This is a genomic window from Johannesbaptistia floridana (assembly GCF_057440575.1).
In genome coordinates this window covers 1-1,978 of record NZ_JALKVM010000229.1, presented here as the reverse complement: position 1 = coordinate 1,978, position 1,978 = coordinate 1, and the positions used below count along the sequence as shown (strand labels likewise).

General features: G+C 39.4%; 2 protein-coding genes. Both read left to right on the top strand.

What is annotated here, in order from left to right; all coding sequences use genetic code 11:
- Window positions 1-78: 78 nt before the first annotated feature.
- Window positions 79-330 carry a hypothetical protein gene (locus MW688_RS14725; protein WP_486736769.1) on the top strand — a complete coding sequence of 84 codons (252 nt, stop codon included), beginning with the start codon at window positions 79-81 and terminating at the stop codon, window positions 328-330.
- Between the two features lie 33 nt (window positions 331-363).
- On the top strand, window positions 364-1,978 hold a 1,615-nt coding region (locus MW688_RS14720; protein ID WP_486736768.1), incomplete at its 3' end, for a tetratricopeptide repeat protein.

Sequence of the window (1,978 nt, the reverse complement as noted above, 5' to 3'; positions counted from 1 at the left end):
TTCTGTCTTATTTTGCTGTTTGAGTAAATTTGAGTAGATTTTTAGAAGCGGTTATCAGGTTGCGGCAAAACATCATTTTTGCAAGCAGGACTTTTACCAATGCTTAATCAGGAGACTTCTGATTATCGGGGAATCTATATTCGTTTCTTTGATGAAGCACCTTTATTGACCATAAAAAGTGCCATAGCAAAGCAATTAGCAATTCCCCTCAACAGCTTGCCCTCAATCCCTGAATCTGAAAACCAAAACTATCAAAGATATTTTCTGCAACTGCTAGAAAAAGCAGTGGAAGCCACAGATAAAACAATAATCCTATTTTTTGATCAATAGCAAACTAAAATCATTATTTCTATACGTTCAGATTTGTACTATAATTGTGCTGAAATACAAGATAAATTGGGATGTGCCCTGGGACCTCAACAAATCTTTAGGCTGCAAAAATTGACACCAGAGGCAGCTACCAAAGTACTAGAGGTGATCGCCGAAACGGAAAAAATACCCTTTGATACCAATTTCGTAACTCAGTTAAGCAGAGATGAGTTAGCTAGTTCAGAAGATGGGTTAATTTCTCCTGTAGACATACAGATTTTGGCTTGGATGATCGCAGGTCAAAATGCTTCAGAATCACATAGTTTTAATCGTCATGCTTTTCAAAAATTTGGAGGTGTAGATGGATTACTGAGTCGCTTTTTAGAAAGGGCTTTAACTGCTAGAATCATTCCCTCTAAGCGTCAAGCTGCTGTAAAAGTATTAGTCGCCCTCACTGATATTAACCAACAAGTTCGGGCTGGAGTATTTACCCTTAGGAAATTAGAAGCTAAATTGGGAGACACTCTCAAACCACAGGAAGTTAGAGAAGCAGTCACTTGGTTAGAAAGAAGTGATGTGCGTTTAATTACTCCTGTTAATAAACAGGAAAATATAGGATATGAACTAGCTCATGAACGCTTAATTCCAGCGATTATACATCAATTTGGCAAAGAATTATCTAGCGCAGATAAAGCGAATCAACTGTTAAATCGTCGTGTCAACGAATGGCGAGGTAATAATCGTGATTCTCGTTACTTACTGCGATGGCGAGAGATTTGTCTAATTAAAAAACAAAAACCCTATCTAATTTGGGGAAATAATCGGCGTGAAAAGGAAGAATTACTCAAATTAAGCCAACGTCGGATTTATAAATGCTTAGGATTGATGATCTCTATAGTCATGGTTATTTCAATGGGTTTTATCTGGCTACAATTCTACCCTCAGGGACAAATACAAAGAGTGCGTTGGGACATCAGTAATCCCCTAACAACTCCTCTAAATAGAGTTAACGATTCAGTAGCTTCTGAAGCTGCCTTGGCAATTGCCAAAGAGGGAAACTGGCAAAAAGCTTTTAAACTCTTGGAAACTTATGTGCAGAATAATCGAGATAAAGCTGATTTTGTAGAGAAGTTTACAAATATTGTTTCTCGACAAAACACAAATCAGGTTGAACAAAAACTCCAAAAGTCTCTAAAAATTGTTAAAACAACTATCAATGACCCCTACTACCAAAGCGAAGCTCTCAGGGAGATCGCCTCGGCCTACATAGAACTAGAAGAGACAGAAGCAGCAGTGAAAGTCTTAGAAGAGGCTTTAACTATTGTTAAAACTATCAATGACCCCTACTACCAAAGCGAAGCTCTCAGGGCGATCGCCTCGGCCGTAAGTGAACTAGAAGACACAGAAGCGGCAGTGAAAGTCTTAGAAAAGGCTTTAACTATTGTTGAAACTATCAATGACCCCAACGCCCAAAGCGAAGCTCTCAGGGCGATCGCCTCGGCCGTAAGTGAACTAGAAGACACAGAAGCGGCAGTGAAAGTCTTAGAAGAGGCTTTAACTATTGTTGAAACTATCAATAACCCCTTCTTCCAAAGCCAAGCTCTCACGGTGATAGCCTCGGCCGTCAGTGAACTAGAAGAGACAGAAGCGGCAGTGAAAGTCTTAGAAG